Annotated in this window: 19 protein-coding genes; 5 read left to right on the top strand and 14 right to left on the bottom strand. The window is 33.4% G+C overall.

What is annotated here, in order from left to right:
• The first annotated feature begins 10 nt into the window (after nt 1-10).
• Nucleotides 11-1102, top strand: a complete 1092-nt coding sequence (locus ACOQOS_RS20980; RefSeq protein ID WP_420572429.1) for a serine hydrolase domain-containing protein — start codon at nt 11-13, stop codon at nt 1100-1102.
• A gap of 236 nt (nt 1103-1338) precedes the next feature.
• On the opposite strand, the gene ACOQOS_RS20975 is transcribed toward ACOQOS_RS20980, so the two are convergent.
• Nucleotides 1339-2970, bottom strand: coding sequence for an amidase family protein (locus ACOQOS_RS20975; protein WP_420572428.1), 1632 nt, complete (start codon nt 2968-2970; stop codon nt 1339-1341).
• Between the two features lie 133 nt (nt 2971-3103).
• On the opposite strand from ACOQOS_RS20975, the gene ACOQOS_RS20970 reads away from it, so the two are divergent.
• Nucleotides 3104-4447 carry a fibronectin type III domain-containing protein gene (locus tag ACOQOS_RS20970; RefSeq protein ID WP_420572427.1) on the top strand — a complete coding sequence of 448 codons (1344 nt, stop codon included), beginning with the start codon at nt 3104-3106 and terminating at the stop codon, nt 4445-4447.
• Between the two features lie 153 nt (nt 4448-4600).
• On the opposite strand, the gene ftsY is transcribed toward ACOQOS_RS20970, so the two are convergent.
• From ftsY to ACOQOS_RS20925, 9 genes are all read right to left on the bottom strand, one after another.
• On the bottom strand, nt 4601-5557 hold the full coding sequence (gene ftsY / locus ACOQOS_RS20965) for a signal recognition particle-docking protein FtsY (RefSeq protein WP_420572426.1): 957 nt from the start codon (nt 5555-5557) through the stop codon (nt 4601-4603).
• 231 nt (nt 5558-5788) lie between these two features.
• A complete protein-coding gene (locus ACOQOS_RS20960; protein ID WP_007094743.1) occupies nt 5789-5938 on the bottom strand; it encodes a DUF4295 domain-containing protein in 150 nt (49 codons plus the stop codon).
• A 6-nt stretch (nt 5939-5944) separates the two neighbouring features.
• Nucleotides 5945-6127, bottom strand: coding sequence for a 50S ribosomal protein L33 (rpmG, locus tag ACOQOS_RS20955; protein ID WP_007094744.1), 183 nt, complete (start codon nt 6125-6127; stop codon nt 5945-5947).
• A 31-nt stretch (nt 6128-6158) separates the two neighbouring features.
• Entirely contained in the window at nt 6159-6395 is a 237-nt protein-coding gene (rpmB, locus tag ACOQOS_RS20950; RefSeq protein ID WP_007094745.1) for a 50S ribosomal protein L28, read from the bottom strand.
• Between the two features lie 70 nt (nt 6396-6465).
• Nucleotides 6466-7722, bottom strand: a complete 1257-nt coding sequence (locus ACOQOS_RS20945; RefSeq protein ID WP_420572425.1) for a competence/damage-inducible protein A — start codon at nt 7720-7722, stop codon at nt 6466-6468.
• A gap of 5 nt (nt 7723-7727) precedes the next feature.
• The gene (locus tag ACOQOS_RS20940; protein WP_420572424.1) at nt 7728-8066 is read right to left on the bottom strand and encodes an Hpt domain-containing protein; all 339 of its coding nucleotides are present in this window, start codon (nt 8064-8066) and stop codon (nt 7728-7730) included.
• 3 nt (nt 8067-8069) lie between these two features.
• On the bottom strand, nt 8070-8681 hold the full coding sequence (locus ACOQOS_RS20935; RefSeq protein WP_420572423.1) for a fumarylacetoacetate hydrolase family protein: 612 nt from the start codon (nt 8679-8681) through the stop codon (nt 8070-8072).
• A 9-nt stretch (nt 8682-8690) separates the two neighbouring features.
• Nucleotides 8691-9632 carry a carboxypeptidase-like regulatory domain-containing protein gene (locus ACOQOS_RS20930; protein WP_420572422.1) on the bottom strand — a complete coding sequence of 314 codons (942 nt, stop codon included), beginning with the start codon at nt 9630-9632 and terminating at the stop codon, nt 8691-8693.
• A gap of 8 nt (nt 9633-9640) precedes the next feature.
• Nucleotides 9641-10414, bottom strand: a complete 774-nt coding sequence (locus ACOQOS_RS20925) for an exonuclease domain-containing protein (RefSeq protein WP_420572421.1) — start codon at nt 10412-10414, stop codon at nt 9641-9643.
• A 107-nt stretch (nt 10415-10521) separates the two neighbouring features.
• Here ACOQOS_RS20925 and ACOQOS_RS20920 point away from each other — a divergent pair, with 107 nt between their 5' ends.
• The 3 genes from ACOQOS_RS20920 (at nt 10522) to ACOQOS_RS20910 (ending at nt 12411) form a co-directional block, all read left to right on the top strand.
• Complete coding sequence (locus ACOQOS_RS20920; RefSeq protein WP_420572420.1) at nt 10522-11148, top strand: hypothetical protein; 627 nt, start codon at nt 10522-10524, stop codon at nt 11146-11148.
• Between the two features lie 28 nt (nt 11149-11176).
• Nucleotides 11177-11755 (top strand): Crp/Fnr family transcriptional regulator, encoded by a 579-nt coding sequence (locus ACOQOS_RS20915; protein ID WP_420572419.1) that lies wholly within the window; start codon nt 11177-11179, stop codon nt 11753-11755.
• A gap of 77 nt (nt 11756-11832) precedes the next feature.
• Nucleotides 11833-12411, top strand: coding sequence for a hypothetical protein (locus ACOQOS_RS20910; protein ID WP_420572418.1), 579 nt, complete (start codon nt 11833-11835; stop codon nt 12409-12411).
• Nucleotides 12412-12661: 250 nt separating this feature from the next.
• Here the strand turns inward: ACOQOS_RS20910 and ACOQOS_RS20905 are convergent, their stop codons facing one another.
• The 4 genes from ACOQOS_RS20905 to ACOQOS_RS20890 form a co-directional block, all read right to left on the bottom strand.
• Nucleotides 12662-13993, bottom strand: coding sequence for a dihydrolipoamide acetyltransferase family protein (locus ACOQOS_RS20905; RefSeq protein WP_420572417.1), 1332 nt, complete (start codon nt 13991-13993; stop codon nt 12662-12664).
• Nucleotides 13994-14110: 117 nt separating this feature from the next.
• Nucleotides 14111-15244 (bottom strand): glycosyltransferase family 2 protein, encoded by a 1134-nt coding sequence (locus tag ACOQOS_RS20900; RefSeq protein ID WP_420572416.1) that lies wholly within the window; start codon nt 15242-15244, stop codon nt 14111-14113.
• Nucleotides 15245-15257: 13 nt separating this feature from the next.
• Nucleotides 15258-15878, bottom strand: coding sequence for a recombination mediator RecR (gene recR, locus ACOQOS_RS20895; RefSeq protein WP_420572415.1), 621 nt, complete (start codon nt 15876-15878; stop codon nt 15258-15260).
• A gap of 40 nt (nt 15879-15918) precedes the next feature.
• Nucleotides 15919-16923, bottom strand: a complete 1005-nt coding sequence (locus ACOQOS_RS20890; RefSeq protein ID WP_420572414.1) for a hypothetical protein — start codon at nt 16921-16923, stop codon at nt 15919-15921.
• Nucleotides 16924-16927 lie beyond the last annotated feature (4 nt).

Genomic DNA, 16927 nt, shown 5'->3' with positions numbered 1-16927 from the left:
AATCTAAATAATGAACCGACATTTTTTTATAATTCCCATTCTTTTTTTAGTTCTTTTTGTGAATTGTTCCTCAGAAGATGTAGACGAAATTCCACAAGAAGAAATTCCTGTAATTGTAGATGAGTCACTGTATTTTCCGCCTTTAGATTCTGGTTCTTGGGAAACTACTAGTATTTCAGATTTGAATTGGAATACTGATCAATTGTCACCACTTTTATCTTATCTGGAAGAAAAAAATACTAAAAGTTTTATCATACTACACAAAGGAAAAATTGCTGTTGAGAATTATTTTAACAATCACACTGAAACATCTCCTTGGTATTGGGCAAGTGCTGGAAAAACGTTGACAACTGCTGTTGCAGGAATTGCGCAAGAAGAGCATCTTATTGATTTGAACGCTAAAGTTTCTGATTATATTGGAACAAACTGGACAAGCGCTTCTTTGGATAAAGAGAATTTGATTACCTGTAAAAGTTTATTGTCTATGACTTCCGGATTGGACGATGGTTTAGGAAGCGGAATCGCACCAAATGATTTACAATATCTCGCTGATGCGGAAACACGATGGGCATATCATGGTGTTTTTGTTAAAATGCAAGATGTTATTGCCGCTGCTAGCAATCAAACTTGGGATGCTTATTTTGAAACAAAACTGAAGCATAGAATTGGCATGACTGGCGCATGGATTCAAACCGGAAACACCAACGTATATTGGAGTACTACACGAAGTATGGCACGTTTCGGATTGTTGATTGCTGCTCAAGGAATGTGGGAAGACACACAAATTGTTTCAGCCTCTTTTTTGAATGAAGCAACCTCTACGTCTCAAAACATCAATGAAGCCTATGGATATTTATGGTGGCTAAACGGAAAGAATACTTATCGCTTACCACAAACACAATTGGAGTTTCCTGGCGAATTGGTTCCTAATGCTCCGCAAGATATGTATTGTGCTTTGGGCAAAAATGATCAAAAAATATATATTGTTCCGAGCAGAGATTTGGTCATTATCAGAATGGGAAATGCAGCAGATGATGATAATTTTGCACTTTCGAACTTTGATAATGAACTTTGGGAAAAGATTAATTTGTTGATTAATTAGGTATTAAAATAATACTTTGTCTGACTCAATATAACACTCCGTATTTTATGCACGTTAAATGATACTTTGACATCATTTCTTTTTTTAAATTTTGTTTTGTTCGTGTTAAGGATAGAAGCTAGTTACCATGTAACGCGGATAGCCTGACCGAAATGAAAAAGCACTAAACTGGATTTCGACTCCGCTCAAAGAACAGTTTAGTGCTTTTTTATTTTGGGAACGCCCAGATAATAAGTTTAATTGTAATTTTTAGGTGCTTTTCTCTTTTTAGAAGCTTGTTCGTATACGTACGCCCATTCTAGCAATTTGTTATCTCCAAAAGCCTTTGTGATAAACGTAAGTCCTTTTGGCTCGCCTTTTTCCGTGTATCCCATAGGAACAGTGAGTGCTGGATATTCTGCTACAGCCGCAAAAGCAGCGTGATAGTTATTGATTGATAAAATACCATCAAGATTGTGCTTTTTCATAGGCATATCGAAGAATTGCTTTCCATTGTCATGCAATACTTTTTTCATGTCTGAGAATTCTTTTTTGGAAGCTTTGTCATTAACAATTCCGTAAAATAATTTTTGCCCGTATGGCATCGTCTTTACAGAATCTTTTTTGTTGAAGTTTATAATATCTTGCACTGAATTGAATAAAGGTTGTTTTCCTCCATGATTTGCGAAATAATCTGGCAAATCTTTTTTCATATCAAGGTTTAACAGGTTGATGAATTTTGGCAAACCAATTTCTTCTTCTTCAATTTCTATAATTTCTGCTCCTTGTTGTTTTAATTCTTCTATAGCTTGTTTGTATAAAGAATCTTCTAATAATCGCGTAAATACTCCAAAACGTTTTCCTTTTATGGAAGGATTCCCATTTTTGATTCCTGAATAGTAGTAACTTCCTGGATATTTGAATGATTTACTTTTTTCATCTGTACTGTCATAACCATATAGCGCAGACATGAGAATTGCATTGTCTGTCACGTTTTTCGTCATCGGTCCTGGTGTATCTAAAGTACTAGAAATTGGTATAATTCCTGAGCGACTTAGTAAGCCTATTGTTGGTTTTAGTCCAACTACCGAGTTTTGGCTCGATGGCGAAAGTATGGAACCTGCTGTTTCTGTTCCAACGGCTGCTACTGCAAAGTTTGCTGCTACCGAAACGCCACTTCCTGAACTTGATCCGCCTGTATCAAATATTTTTCTTCCGTAAGGGTTTAAAGTTTGTCCACCGACAGCACTGTAACCACTTGGACAATCGCCACAGAAAAAGTATGCCCATTCGCTCAAATTTGCTTTTCCAAGAATGATGGCTCCTTGTTCTTTTAATTGTTTTGTAATGAACGCATCACCAGTTTTGTTATTTTTTAGCGCAACTGCTCCAGCTGTAGTTGCCATATTTTTTGTGTTGATGTTATCTTTTAATAGAATAGGCATTCCAAAGATGAGTGGTTTCAATTTTTTGTTAAAAAATTCTTGATCGCGTTGTTTTGCTTCTGCAATTACATTTGGATTGATACTTATCACAGAATTTAGAGATAAATTATTGTCTCTATCAAACTTTTTTATTCTGTAGAGATAAAATTTAACTAATTTCTCATACGTGAATACTCCTTGTACTCTACTTTCGTGCAATTCCAAGATGTTTTTCTCTAAAATATATGGTTTTAAACGCTGGTATTCAGCTTCCGTAAAATCTCCCATTTGCTTAGAAACAGAACTCCAAACATACTGATTATCAATATTTTTAGAATCTAATACTTTAAAATCCGTGAATTCTTTTTCACTGATATCGGAGATTTCATTTTCACTTTGTACTGTTTTTTGCGTATGACATGCAATTGATGAAAATAGAATGGCTAGAAATATAATTTTCTTCATTTTAATACGTTATTTAGTGCATATAAAGATACAATGTAAAAGTTTAACTATTTGGAATCCTTGATTTTTTGGCTTCTAAATTATAAACTCTTCATTGTTTTTATATATTTGTCATATCACAAAAAAAAAATTTATGAAAAAAGTAGTTTTACTTCTACTGATAGGATTCGTTTTCTCTTGCTCAGATGATGTACGAATTCCAGAAATTATACCACCATGCCAAACTGTTGCATCTTCTTTTGTTTCAGATATTACTGATAATTCAGCCAGACTCAATTGGTGTGGAAGCGTAAACGATGCTGGAGAGTGTTTACCTGTTACCGGAGTTACTTGGACAGCTTCTTGGGGATTACCAGGATTTGATCCAGATGCAGGAACTATTATTGATACACCAGCAACTAGCATTAATATTACAGGTTTAACTTCACAAGCTTCATATGAATTTTATGTAAAGTCTGATTGTGACTTAGCAAATAATGATTGGTTTGGACCAGTTCAGTTCAGAACTTCATGTCCTGCACCAACAAATTTAGGTGTCACTGACATTTCACAAACTGGAGCAACTTTTACTTGGACACCAGGTGGAAGCGAAATTGCTTGGGAAATTAAATACGGTATTGCAGGTTTCAACTTAGAAGAAAATGAAGATATTTTTGCTACAGGAGATAATGCACAACACGTAGTAAATAATTTATTACCAAATACAGCGTATGATTTTTATGTTCGTGCCAACTGTAATTCAAGCACTGATGGAAATCAGATAGGAAGCTCTAGTGCTTTTACTGGACCTTTCCGTTTTTCAACATGTTTACCTCCAATTAATTTAAACTTCGATAATGTAAGTCAAAATTCAATTACGGTTGATTGGGATTCGAATGCTCAAACTACTTGGGAAGTAAGCTATGGAGAAGCTGCCGGATTTACTCCAGACACAGGAACTTTAACAACTGTAAATAACTCTGATTTTACCGCGAACGGATTGTGTCCAAATACAACCTATACATTTGCTGTAAGAACTGTATGTAGTTCTACTGTACAAAGTAACTGGTTTAGCTTTGGAAGCGTTACAACGCCAGCTTTAGGATATACAGGAATGTATACTTATGAAGAGATTGGAAATACAGATGAGCCAATTTTTGGAGATCCTGCAACAGTTGATATTGTGAGTGTTTCTGATACAGAGAGAAGTATTACTGTAAAGTACTTAGCTAATTTAGATGTGATGGGAACACAACCTACAATGACATTTAACTTTACTTTGAATTGTGACGGAACTGTAAGTGTAGCTGATGATCAAGATACAAACTTTAACTGTGGCGGTGATAACGTATTATTAGGATTAGGTGGAGCAACACCAACATCTTACAATATGGTAGATGATACCACAATTGATATCCGATTTACAGAAGATACCGCAAGCGCAATGTGTACCAATGCACCAATGAGCGAAGTAACTATTAGATTGACAAAATTATAATCGAAAGATTTATTTTAGATATAAAAAAAGCTGCATATTTTGAATATGCAGCTTTTTTGCTTGTATACGTTTCGTGGTATAATTTTTCTATTCTAGGATTTTTAAAACACACAATAAGACTCATAAAGCGCGTTATTGGTTTTATATATTGTTTTATTTCTTAAAGAATGAATCTACAAACTCGTATTTATTGAATACTTGTAAATCTTCAATACCTTCTCCAACGCCAATATATTTTACAGGAATTTGGAATTGATCAGAAATTCCAATCACAACTCCTCCTTTTGCAGTTCCATCTAGTTTTGTAACTGCTAATGTTGTTACTTCTGTAGCTGCTGTAAACTGTTTTGCTTGCTCAAAAGCATTTTGACCTGTAGAACCATCTAAAACTAATAAAACGTCGTGTGGAGCGTCTCCAACTACTTTTTGCATTACTTTTTTAACTTTCGTCAATTCCTTCATCAAGTTGACCTTGTTATGCAAACGTCCAGCAGTATCGATGATGATAACATCTGCATCTTGTGCAACTCCAGATTGCAAAGCATCAAAAGCAACAGAAGCTGGATCACTTCCCATACTTTGTTTTACAATAGGAACTCCTACTCTATCTGCCCAAACTTGTAATTGATCAATTGCAGCAGCTCTAAAGGTATCTGCAGCTCCTAAAACTACTTTCAATCCTTTTTTATTGAATTGATGTGCCAATTTCCCAATAGTTGTTGTTTTACCAACACCATTTACGCCAACCACCATCAATACATAAGGTTTTTTATCGGCAGGAATTGTGTATTCCGTTTCTTCTCCAGAATTTGTTTCCGACAACAATCCTGCAATTTCTTCGCGAAGGATTTTATTTAATTCATCTGTTCCTAAGTATTTATCTTTAGCAACTCTTTCTTCTATTCTATCAATAATCTTTAAAGTTGTATCTACGCCAACATCACTGCTCACCAATACTTCTTCTAAATTATCTAAAACTTCATCATCTACTTTGCTTTTTCCTGCAACAGCTTTTGTCAGTTTTGAAAAGAAACTCGATTTTGATTTTTCTAAACCTTTATCTAATGTTTCTTTTTTTTCTGATGAAAATATTCTTTTAAAAAAACTCATAATCTGTGATACTATTTTTAATCCTGTACCAATCAAATGATTGTACAAATTGCAAAACAAGATACTTAAAATTAGTCTATATTTTGCATGTGTTGTTTATATACCTTTTTACAGTCAATTATCTTGCCCAATTGACAAACCTGAAAAACTGTCATATATTGGTTGAGGTACAAAAACAAAAAGCTACTCTCTTTCGAAAGTAGCTAGTATGATAGTATAATTAACGTATACTTATTTCTTTAACCAATCGTTTACCTTATCTGGAGACATGATTGACTCTACAAATGTGTAAGCTCCTGTTTTTGGAGATTTTACCATTTTGATAGCTTTTGTTAGCCTTTTTGATCCTGTTTGTAAGGATGCTACTGATTTCTTTGCCATGACTTATTATTTTATTTCTTTGTGAACAGTCATTCTCTTTAAGATAGGATTGAATTTCTTAATCTCTAATCTGTCCGGAGTATTTTTCTTATTTTTTGTAGTGATATAACGAGAAGTTCCTGGTTGTCCAGAAGCTTTGTGCTCTGTACACTCTAGTATCACTTGAACTCTATTTCCTTTCTTCGCCATTGCTATTGGTATTTATACTTTTATGACTGAATTACTTGATAAAACCCTTCGCTCTTGCTTCTTTTAGCACAGCTGAGATTCCTTTTTTATTAATTGTTTTTAATGCTGAAGTAGATACTTTTAAAGTTACCCACTTATCTTCTTCAGGAATGTAAAAGCGCTTTTTTGTAAGATTCGCATTAAATTTGCGTTTTGTCTTATTCATTGCGTGGGATACATTGTTCCCTACCATAGCTTTCTTACCTGTTAATTCACAAATTCTTGACATCTGTACTAAACTTTTAAGTTATTCAAAAACGAGGTGCAAATTTACATTTTTTTATTTTCTCAGCAAATATTTATTTACTGTTTTTTAAAATTTCTTCAAGTAACATTTGAAAAGCTTTAGTAACTGCCTTGTTTACTACCTTTTCACGTGGCTGTCCGAAATTAAATTCTTCAGAAATAATTCCATTTGGTGTTGCAATTCCAATACAAACAGTTCCTACTTCAACATCTGAGTTTCCTTTAGTTGGCCCTGCATTTCCTGTGGTAGCAATCGCATAATCTGAATGATACGTCTTTCTGGCACCTTCTGCCATTGCTTCCACAACTTCTTTACTTACTACTGAATATGTATCTACCAGTTCAGCTGGCACACCTAAAATATCGATCTTTGATTGTAAGGCGTACGTGACTGCACTTCCTTTAAAAAAGGCAGAAACGCCAGATTCTTGCGTAATCTGTGTTGCAATACGTCCGCCAGTACAACTTTCGGCAGCAGCCAAACTATGACCTTTTGCTACTAAGAGTTCGCCAATTTGTGTAACGATATTGCTTTTCCCTTCTATACCTTGAATAATATCACCAATAATAGGATACAATTTTTCTGCATACGCATCAACAGCATTTTCAATTTCTTCCTTGTCGGTTCCTTTACCAGTGAGTCGCAAACGTACTTTTCCAAAATTTGGCAGATATGCTAGTTTGATAAAATCTGGAAGGCTGTCTTCCCAATCTTCAATTTTCATAGCAATATTGCTTTCTCCCATTCCGTAGGTGAGAATTGTTTTGTGATATATAAATGGACGCTCAAATTCTTCTTGAAGCTTTGGAATGATATGATTTGTCATCAAACCGCGCATTTCGTATGGAACTCCTGGCATAGATACAAATACGGTATTGTCTTTTTCTAGCCACATTCCTGGAGCAGTTCCAAATTCATTTTTTAGTATTTGAGCTTTGGAAGGAACCAATGCTTGCTGACGATTCATATCTGAGATCGGCGATGTTGTAGCAAATTGCTTAAACAATTCTTCTATGTGTACTAAAACTTCATCATTTCTAATTAGCTCATCCTGAAAGTATTCACATAAAGTATGTTTAGTGATATCATCTTTTGTTGGACCTAATCCGCCAGTTATTAATACAACATCTGCGTTCACTTTGGCAGCTTCTAACGCTTCTAATATATGCGTCTTGTCATCTTGAATAGAAGTAATTTGATGCACAGAGATTCCAATTTCATTCAGTGCTTTAGATATGAAAACTGAATTGGTATCTACAATTTGTCCGATGAGAATTTCATCGCCTATCGTAATTATTTCTGCAATCATATATTTTATAGATTGAATTCTTTCTTGAGTTCTGTAATATTATTGTTGATTTTTACATTTACATTATTGAAAGCAACAGCAATATCAGCAATATTTGTTTCAGCTTTAGACCAACTTAGTATTTGTAGGTTTTCATCATAAGATTCGTTCATTCCAAGCAAATCTAAGTTTGGTTTTATTTTATGGCTTACCTGATAAATACCTTCGTAATTACCTGATTTTACTTCTTGTTCAAATCGTACGAGATCATCTGGTATTTCTTCTATAAAAGTGACGACAACTGCTTTTATGAAGTCTTGATCACCATCAGATATTGCGCTTATTTTTTCTAAATTATAACCCATTTTTTATTTTACTAATATTGAAAATAATTGTTGTTCTTCTAAATAGCCCGTCAATCGATCGTCAGCATATATTTTGCCAACACCTGCAGGCGTACCTGTAAATATGATATCTCCGATTTTTAAGGTAAAATATTGTGAAACATATGCAATAAGTTCATCTATTTTCCAAAGCATTTGCTTTGTATTTCCTTGCTGAACGATTTCATTATTTTTCTCTAATTTAAAATTTAAATCGTTCAAATCTTCAAATTGATCTTTCGAAATCCACTTTCCAACTACTGCCGAACCATCAAAAGCTTTCGCTTTTTCCCAAGGTAAACCTTTGGCTTTTAGCTTTGATTGTAAGTCGCGCGCAGTAAAATCAATCCCTACACTGATTTCGTCATAATATTTATGCGCAAATTTCTGATCAATATATTTTCCTAATTTATTAATTTTTACCAAAACTTCAACCTCATGATGAATTTCTTCTGAAAAATCAGGAATAAAAAAAGGTTGTTTTTTTAAAAGTACAGATGAATCCGCTTTCATAAAAATTACAGGATCTGCTGGTTTTTCATTTTCAAGTTCTGCAATGTGTTCCGTGTAATTTCGACCGATGCAAATAATTTTCATAGTTCTTTATTAGTTTGTTAGTTTTAATTTAAAAGCTGGCGCTACTACTTCATTTTCTTTAAAATCTGCACTTGGCATTTTTAGTTTTCTAACTTTTTTCCAGCCGTCAACAGACATGTAGTAAGAGAACGATGCACCATCTTCTTCTATTATTCCTTTAAATATAGGTGCATAGCGTTTCTGCTTGATATCATATATTTTTAAAGTATCACTTACTTTTAAGTGAATGATTTCTTCAAAAGTATTTTCTTCAATAAATAAATGTTCTACCACAATAAAGAAGCCGCTTTTTGGGACTTCTATACCGTTTGCAGGCATTTTTACTTTTGTTTTCGCTTGCTTGTAACTTATTTCTATAATTTTAGGATCGAGTAAATCATTTTTAGGCATTTTACCTTCAGAAGCAGACATGACGCGAAATCTAAATTTTGCATTGTGCCTTCCTTCTTTGTAAAAGAATATAGTGACTTCCTTTAAGTAGTTTTCTAATCCAAGGCTTTCGTTAAACGGATAATACCGAGCAAACATTGATGGATACGCACCTCCGCTAAAGTTCCCTAAACCAATACTTCGCTTGCCTCGAAATGAATTGACACGTATCAGTTTTTCTCGTTCTTTGTTTGATAAATGTACTTCACTCAAGAATTCTACAGAAGGTGTCATGTAAATAACGAGCCCTTTTGCTTGTTTGAGTTCAATCTTTTTATCTTCAAAGCCTACACAGGTAATTTTTAATATTTTACCAACCCATTCTTCTGGAACTGTAAATTCAAATTTCCCATTGTAATCTGCAGTTGTTCCTCTTTTTTCAGACGGAATAATTAAATGTGCGTACGAAACAGGTTCATTCGTATTTCCATTAATAATTGTGCCTGAAATGTTTTTTTGGGCATGTACACTTAGTAGTGTTAAAAATGTAATGAGTAATATGGTAGCTTTTCTCAATATCATTTTTATTTTTAAAATTTCGTATTGAGTTTTCTAAGTTTAATTGCCGTGAGTACTTTTTTAGTGTATAGTGGAAAATTAGCATTGAGAATCCAGCCAAAATATCCTGGTTCATCGTCTAGCACTTTTTCGACTTTTTTCCCTTTGTGCTTTCCAAAAGAGAAAATTTCATCACCTTCTTTGTCAAAAATAATGAAGCCAGCAAAGTCTGCCATTTTTTTACGAGTAGTGAACTCACTTAGTTTTTTCATATCATTTTCTAGTTCGTCATAACGATCTAGTTGTGATTTTAAAACTTCATAGGTAGCATTTGTATCAGCTTCTGCACCGTGTGCGCCTTCCAACTCTTTTCCACAATAAAATTTATATGCAGCAGACAGCGTACGTTGTTCCATTTTGTGAAAAATTGTTTGCACATCTACAGATACTTTGTTTTTCATATCGAAGTCAATATCTGCACGCAACAATTCTTCTGCCAATAACGGAATATCGAATCGGTCTGAGTTGTAACCTGCCAAGTCGCTATCTTTTATCATATTGTAGATTTCTTTCGATAACTGTTTAAAAGTAGGCTCATTCGCTACTTTAGCATCTGTGATTCCGTGAATTTCTGAAACGCTGGCAGGAATTGGCATTTCAGGATTTACTAACCACGTTTTACTCTCTTTATTTCCGTTTGGATATACTTTGAGTATCGATATTTCTACAATTCTATCTTTTGCTACTTCTATTCCGGTTGTCTCCAAATCAAAGAAGCAGATGGGATTTTTAAGTTGTAATTCCATTATTTTATTTAAAAGAGTAAATTTACCACTATTACAGAGCAAATAAAATTATTTTGTGGTATAATAATTGATTTTTATGTATTATTAACAATAATGTAAAAACTAGCATGTATAAGTATATTTTATCTACTTTTTTATTTTGTTTAATTTCTCTTTTATCATTGAATGCACAAACAAAAGATGTTGAGATTGTAGAAGTTAAAGCTAAAAAGAAAACTACTTTTTATGCTATCAATCATACAGATACTGATAAAGAAGTCTTTTTTAAGATTGATGGAAAAGGATTCAGAAAAAGCAGTTATCGACCTGTTATCAAGAAAGTACCTGCGCAAAAGAAAGTAGCGTTAACTACGTTGATTCCACTCAAAAACACAACTCCTGAGTATACTTATTTTTATTCTTTTGATGATAAATTACAAGAACTAAACCTTGAAACTACTGTTAAAAGCTGGAAGGATTTAGATCATCTGATTGATAAAGGAGAAACTATCATTTTTACTAAAGATGAATGTGCTAAATGTGAAAAGTTAATTGGAATGCTTAAAGCCAATCGCATTCAACATAAAGCATTTAATATTTCTAAAAATGAACGTTATAAAAAGTTTTTCTGGAATACTATTTCTAAGATGAAGCGACAAGATGTTTTGATTTCTTCAATTCCAATAGCTATTGTAAAAGGCGAACTTCATGAAGGTTTAAATTTAATTTCTTTTATTGAAATGCTAAAAGAATAGATCATTATTACTTTTGTTGAAAAAATTTATGATTCCCGAAATCGAAAAAATAAAATCATATATAACTAATGTCATTCAAATGGATGACAACACCTTTAATATTGCGGTAGATTATTTTACAATCAAGCATTTAAAAAAAGGAGAGTATTTATTAAGAGAAGGACAAGTTTGTGATTCTATAACGTATATAAACACAGGTCTTTTTAGAACATTTCATATTAAAAATGGAAATGAGATAAATACTTGTTTCTGTATGGAAAATTCAATTACTTCATCACAAGAAAGTTTTGTAAAACAGATCGTCTCAAAGGAATACATTCAGGCTATTGAAGACGCTACAGTTGTTTCTTTATCTTATAAAGATTTGATGAAACTATATCAATTCAGTCAAAAATGGGAATCACTTAGTAGGTTGTTAACCGAAAAAGAATGTGCGCGTTTGTCTGAAAGAGTTGATACTTTGAGTTTTGAAACTGCTAAAGAGAAATATCTTTATTTACTTAAAAATCAACCAAAAATTATTCAACGTGTTTCTATCCAACACATTGCTTCTTACATTGGCGTTTCAAGAGAAACATTAAGTCGAATTAGATCTAAAATTACATAGACATACGATTGTGACATATATCAATTGATCCTATTTTTTATTCTCTGATTTTTGTTAAAAATTAAACAACTCAGCGAATGGATATCTTATTTTACTTAAGTACGTTATGCCTACTTTTTTTCATGGTTTTGGCAACCTACGACGGATTTTATTTACATATATGGAAGTATGAACTATTTAAAAGAACAGATAGTGTTCTTGAACATAAAACACATACTGCAAGAGCAATACTGTTTCCTTTGATACTTTGGCTATTGTTTATTAATGATGATAAAGCAAGTTTTTGGGTTTCGATTGCACTTATCGTTATTGACTTTATCGTTTTAGGAATAGACGCATATTCTGAAAAAGATAGCAGAAAATCTATTGGAGGACTACCAAAATGGGAATATATTTTGCATCTTTTTGCGAATAGCTTTCATTTCGCGGCCATTTTTTTACTGCTTGCTACAAAAATAGAAATTACCGAAACCGGTATTGTTATTAATGAATTTACTGTTAATTCTTCTGCTCAAAAATTACTAAAAATGATCTCAGTTAATATGATTCCTGGTGCCATTGTTTTAGGTTTTGTCCACCTTATTTTATTATTTCCTAAAGGAATACACATTTGGAATACAATTGCTTCGAAGGTTAAACGTTTGTCTTTTCATTGATTTGTTGAGAATTGTAAAACTGACTTTAAGTGTTTTAAAAAAATTCACTACGAATTCACTAATGTTTTTCTGTGCTTTTCTTTTTCTTACGAGTTATCACGAACTGTTTCATTTCATAGTTAATTCAGTGTTTATTAAATACTAAGATTTCTTTTAAAACTTCTCAATACTCAATATTAACATTTCAGTACTAACAAAAAAAAGAGTTTTCTCTCGAAAACTCTTTTGTGTATGATTGAATAAATTTTTCTTAGATATCTCTATCGCTATCCCAAGCTTCTAAATAATCAGCTACTTGCTTTACAAATTGTCCTCCAAGCGCACCATTTACAACTCTGTGGTCGTATGAATGCGATAAGAACATTTTGTAACGGATTCCGATGAAATCACCTTCTGGAGTTTCAATAACTGCAGGCACTTTACGAATAGCTCCTAAAGCTAAGATTCCAACTTGTGGCTGATTGATAATTGGAGTTCCCATGATGCTACCAAAAGTACCAACATTGGTTACTGTATAAGTTCCGCCTTGAATGTCGTCTGGTTTCAGTTTGTTGGCTCTAGCTCTGCTTGCTAAATCATTTACAGATTTTGCCATTCCTACTAAATTCAACTGATCAGCATTTTTAATAACAGGAACAATTAAGTTTCCATCTGGTAAAGCTGCTGCCATTCCAAGGTTGATATTTTTCTTTTTGATGATATTATCGCCATCAACAGCAATATTCATCATTGGGAAATCTTTTAATGCTTTCGCAACCGCTTCCATAAATATTGGCGTGAATGTTAGTTTTTCTCCTTCACGTTTTTCAAATGCCGATTTTACTTTTTTACGCCAATTCCAAATTTTTGTCACATCAACCTCAACAAAACTTTGTACGTGCGCTGATGTTTGTACAGAAGCTACCATGTGATGCGCAATGAGTTTCCCCATACGTGTCATTTCTATGATTTCGTCGCTTCCATTTACAGAAACTGGTGTTACTGGTGTTGATTTTGCCGCAGCTACAGGTTTTGCTGCTTCTTTTACAGCTGCTTTTGGAGCTTCTGTTTTTTGAGGTTGCGCTGGCGCTGTTCCTCTATTTTTTACATATGTAAGAATGTCATTCTTTGTAACTCTTCCATCTTTTCCTGTTCCTGCAATTCCATCTAATTCTGCTACTGAAATTCCTTCTTCTTTCGCTATGTTTTTTACTAATGGCGAATAGAATTTTTCTGAAGTTGAAAAGTCATTCGTTACAGTTTCTTTTGCTGCTGTTACCGTATCTGCAACTGCTGCGACTGCTGCTGGCGCTTCTTCAACCTTTGCTGCTGGTGCTGGTGTTGCTTCTTCGCTTCCTTCTCCTTCTACTTCAATTATGGCAACTGTTTGCCCAACTTTTACAACATCATCTACGTTGAATAAGATTTCGACTAAAACACCGTCAACTTCACTTGGCAATTCAGAATCTACCTTGTCTGTTGCGATTTCTAAGACTGCTTCATCAGCTTCAATAGTGTCGCCAACTTCTTTGAGCCATGATATAATTGTTGCTTCTGCAACACTTTCTCCCATTTGTGGAAGTTTTAGTTCAAATTTTGCCATATCCTTAATCTAAAGATGTTATTTTATTTTATTTTGCGAAAATACTAAATAATATGATTTTTTATTGAATTATTTTCAATTTACTTCAACAAGTTCAGTAACCGTACTTCAAATTTCTCAAACACAATTCTTTTGCTCACCTAACATCCTTACTTCTCCTCTATTTTTGGATGAATCGCTACCGACGATAAAAGTACTGCTTTTTGGCAATATTTTGTAATATCCAAGTTGTTTTTCAAAGATTTGAATGATCTCTTTTGTATCTATAAAATGATTATCTAGAATGATTTCTGTGCTGTATTTGTTTTGTATCTGACGAAAAAAGTGATCTAAGTTTTCAACTTGCACACAATCTTTCGAATGATAAACGGCTTGTATTTGCTTGAAACGTTCCACCGAATTACTCACAAAAATATATTTTTGGACTTGTTTTTGGGTTGTTTTTTCTGGTTTTGATACTAACGGAATTAATTTCGCACCAAGCGTAACCGCAATATCATAAATGATGTTTCTTTTAAAGTGTTTTTTATAAAATAGTTGCATGGCGCCATAAAAGCGTTTTGCGTAGGTTTTGTCTTTTAGTGTACTTTCGCCTTTGTAATGTATGACCGTAGTTTTGCCATAATAGTAGTTTTGAAAGCCTGCTTTTTTAATTTTGTATGACAAGTCAATGTCTTCACCATACATGAAGTAGTCTTCGTCAAATCCGCCAACTTTTTGATAGATTTCTTTTTTCATCAGCATAAACGCACCGACCAAAATATCTATCTTCCCAATTTCATCTTCCTTCAGATTTGAATAATACCCTGAGTTTTTATTCCCTAGAATCTTTTTTACAGAAACCATTGGTGTTGGAATGTTTCGTTTACTTTCTGGTAAAAACATTCCGCTTCCGTCTATTAATTTACAACCTATGCTTCCTACGTTTTCTGTATCGGCAGTAAATTGTAAAAGCTGCGTAAAGGTATCGTTAGCGACAATGGTATCTGGATTTAAGATGCATATATATTCGCCTTTGGCTACTTTTACGCCTTGATTGTTTGCTTTGGCAAAACCTACGTTTTCTTTGTTTGCAATGAATTGAATCTCTGGAAAGGTATTTCGCATCATGTCACAACTATCGTCTGGCGAATTGTTATCTACCACAATAATTTCCGCGTCAAGCGCAGTGATTGCAGACTGCACACTTCGAATACACGCTTCTAAAAAGTAACGTACATTATAGTTGAGAATGATGACTGAGAGTTGCATAGCGTATTGAAAATTAAGAGCTTTTCAAAGAATTTTCAAAAGGAACTCTGTTGATTATACTTCTACCAAGCGTTACCTCATCTGCATATTCCAATTCATCACCTACTGAGATTCCGCGTGCAATTGTTGAAGTTTTTACTTCATAGTTTTCGATTTGCTTGTATATGTAAAAGTTGGTTGTATCACCTTCCATTGTGGAACTTAGTGCAAATATGATTTCCTTGACTTTTCCTGCTTGCACTTTTTCTACCAAACTACCAATGGTTAAGTTATGTGGACCAATTCCATCTAGTGGAGATATTTTTCCACCCAACACATGATATAAGCCTTTGTATTGTGCCGTACTTTCTATTGCCATGACATCACGAATATCTTCCACTACACATATAATATCTTGTTGTCTGTTGGCGTTCATGCAGATATCACAAATTTCTACGTCTGAAATATTGTGACAGTTTTTACAATGTTTGATTTCAGTTCGTAAGTCTTGTAATGCTGTTGCTAAATGCAAGGTTTGACTTTCTGGCTGACGCAAAAGATGCAAGACCAATCGCAAAGCAGTTCGTTTTCCTATACCTGGCAATTGCGATATTTCGTTTACAGCACTTTCTAAGAGTTTTGAGGAGAATTCCATGGGAACAAATTTACAACTTTCGCTTTATGATTTTGGGTTTTCAGTGTAAGTTTATCAGCTTTTTTAATTCACTTGCAACAAACGCATGTCCTTTAGCGTTCATGTGATCATCTAAAATATGGTATTTTTCGGCTGTTAAACCAGCAGATACATCTAAAGGAATGATTTGTGTTGCCAGTTTTTTCCATTTTTCATCTTGTAATGTTAGTTTTAATGCATCTATAAAATGACTCGTTGTTCTACGTCCATTTACATTGAAAACAATTAGTTTGATGTTGTCATTTAAAACGTTTGCTTGTTGTATAACGTTTAGAAAAACCTCAACTTCATCATCTGGCATTTTTTGATTGACTTCTGATTCTGTATTGGCATTGACCAGCAATTTTGGAAACTTCAATACATGTTTAAAAATATGATAACTTCCTTTTGATCTGTGTTCACTACTTACATCATCATACACATTTTTCGAAGAAATATTTAAAAAATTTCCGTTCTGGTAATACGAATGATTTTCTGGATAATCGTTGTCGCAATACTGTAAAACTATATATTGTAAACTATCTTTTTTTATTTGATTTAATAATTGAAATTCTCGTACTGTTCCGTAAGAAGATATTCCTGTATTTAGTACTTTACTTTGGGTTTCTTTGGCAAGTAATGCTGCAAATGTTTCTTTTTGCTCAATTCCCCAACCCATCGCATGAGAATCTCCTAAAACTACTATTTTTGGATTGTCTAAAGAAGATTCATCATCTCTGACACCTAAAGAGTTTACTTTAAAAGTTACATTAAACTCTCTATTTTTAAATGTAAATATTCCAGGTTTTAGCTTGTAAAATAATGTTTCATCGTACATAGCCATTGCTGGTTCGTATTGAATGATTTGCCTTCCGTACTTCATGTAGTAATTTTGAGAGGCAATTTTCATGCGACCATTTAAATCTTCTGGATGCGACAATTTGTATTCGAAATAGAATTCTAATGCTCCAAAGATGAGCAACACTACAATAACATTATATAATATGACTGTGCATTTCTTCTTCATGAAT

The organism is Kordia sp. (assembly GCF_965224175.1).
GTDB lineage: Bacteria > Bacteroidota > Bacteroidia > Flavobacteriales > Flavobacteriaceae > Kordia.
The sequence above is the reverse complement of the archived record's forward strand: the minus strand, read 5'-3'. Positions and strand labels throughout refer to the sequence as shown.